Raw genomic sequence first — 1817 nt, 5'->3', positions numbered from 1 at the left:
CGCAGTAGCTCAGTGGTAGAGCTATCGGCTGTTAACCGATCGGTCGTAGGTTCGAGTCCTACCTGCGGAGCCATTTTTATAAATTATGCCAAGTTCAAGGCATTTTTTTATATGGGGAAGTACTCAAGTGGCTGAAGAGGCGCCCCTGGAAAGGGCGTAGATCGGGCAACCGGTGCGAGGGTTCAAATCCCTCCTTCTCCGTTATCAAAAATAATAAATAGATGGACATACCAAAAACCCCAATTATAAAAAATAGGGGTTTTTGGTATGTCCATCTATTTATTATTTTCATCAATTAAAATTATTACAGCTCTGAAAAATAAAATGATTTATCCGTGTGTGCGCTGATTAGATAATTATAGTTTATAAAGAACTTAACTAAACATATAATATACATTATATGTAGTATAATGTATATTATATGTGTTTTACTCATCATATAATATATAAAACTAATATCTTTTTTGGTAATTGTAATCCTTTAGACTCAGCATATAAGTGAAGGATGTGAAAAAATGATACCGGATTATATTTTTTATCTCCAGGAAAAAGGAAAGTCGGAAAATACCATTATTTCTTATAGAAATGATTTAAATGTTTTTTTTAACACAATGAATATTCAACCTGATGAGTATGTCACTGCAGCAGATATTCGTAAATGGATCGATCAATTGTTAAATCCTACAAATATAAAGCCTTTGGCCGTCACCACTATAAATCGACGTCTCAATTCTTTAAGAAGTTACTATTCCTGGGCGATAAAAGAGAAGATACTACAGCATAATCCAATGGCAGATATTGAAGATTTAAAATCAGCCGATGAAGTATCAGAAAGAATCATGTGGTTGACGGAAGATGAATTCGAAGATCTACTTCGTATTATAAGAAGTAAACCGGTTCAAAGTAGGGGAGTGAATCAGGAAGAGAAGTATCGTCGCGATCGGGCCATTGTCTATTTGCTTACATATACTGGGCTGCGTGTCGATGAACTGTCCAATTTAAAATTAACGGACATCGACTTAGATTTGAAACGTATTCGGGTTGTAGGTAAAGGGAGGAAAGTTAGGACCATTCCAATTTCTAATACACTACTTGCTGAAATTAACGATTGGCTGGCATTCCGAACAAAAATGGTTAAAAATAAACCACATGTAGACCACTCTCCATATGTGTTCTACAGTCAGCGATCACCAAAGTTTACTGTGCGGGGAATCCAAACTATGATTGAAAGTTACAGCTTTCCAAACAAGAAATTAACTCCACATATGTTCCGCCATACGTTTTGTAAATGGATGTTAAAAGCTACAAATAATGATATTGAAAAGGTTAGAAGATTAGCTGGGCATAGTAATATTGCGACTACCAGCAGGTATTTAAAGGATTCTTATAGTGATTTAGTTAATGCAGTGGAGGCACTGCCGAAATTTTAAGTACGGTAAAATAATTAGGCCCTTCTAAATATACAACGGGAGGATTTTTTATAGTTATCAGTATTAAATATAACTATTAGCCGTCAAATTAATAAACTGACTGCTGCTTATGTTGGATTTAACATGTACTTAAAATTGGAAATTTAGACTATCAACGGAACCATTATTAAGCAAAAAAGCTCAAAAATTAGAGAAGCAATTGAGCTGCTTTGATTTACTTCCTTGAATTTGACTTCAAATACAAATAAAAACACATCAACACTTCATTAGATGTGTTGATGTGTTTTTATTGTTTCTCATCGATTTCTAATTACGCGCCTTAGAGGATTCGAACCTCTGACACACGGCTTAGAAGGCCGTTGCTCTATCCAGCTGAGCTAAAGGCGC

The 1817-nt window shown here is 35.2% G+C and carries 1 protein-coding gene and 2 tRNA genes; 2 read left to right on the top strand and 1 reads right to left on the bottom strand.

Annotated elements, in window-relative coordinates; genetic code table 11:
* The first annotated feature begins 113 nt into the window (after positions 1 to 113).
* Together ACHUFV_RS27360 and ACHUFV_RS27355 are read left to right on the top strand one after the other, a co-directional pair.
* Positions 114 to 201 (top strand) — tRNA-Ser (locus ACHUFV_RS27360).
* Between the two features lie 314 nt (positions 202 to 515).
* Positions 516 to 1430 carry a tyrosine-type recombinase/integrase gene (locus ACHUFV_RS27355; protein WP_394239606.1) on the top strand — a complete coding sequence of 305 codons (915 nt, stop codon included), beginning with the start codon at positions 516 to 518 and terminating at the stop codon, positions 1428 to 1430.
* A 313-nt stretch (positions 1431 to 1743) separates the two neighbouring features.
* Here ACHUFV_RS27355 and ACHUFV_RS27350 read toward each other — a convergent pair.
* Positions 1744 to 1817 (bottom strand) — tRNA-Arg (locus ACHUFV_RS27350).

It is taken from the genome of Niallia oryzisoli (assembly GCF_043641075.1).
In the GTDB taxonomy this organism is placed as follows: Bacteria; Bacillota; Bacilli; order Bacillales; family Cytobacillaceae; genus Bacillus_BD; species Bacillus_BD oryzisoli_A.
Note: the sequence above shows the minus strand (reverse complement) of the source record. Positions and strands in the feature narration are given on the sequence as shown.

Bases quoted from the DNA above. Each gene is read 5' to 3' on its own strand.
- ACHUFV_RS27355 (WP_394239606.1), top strand. From the start codon at position 516: ATGATACCGGATTATATTTTTTATCTCCAGGAAAAAGGAAAGTCGGAA.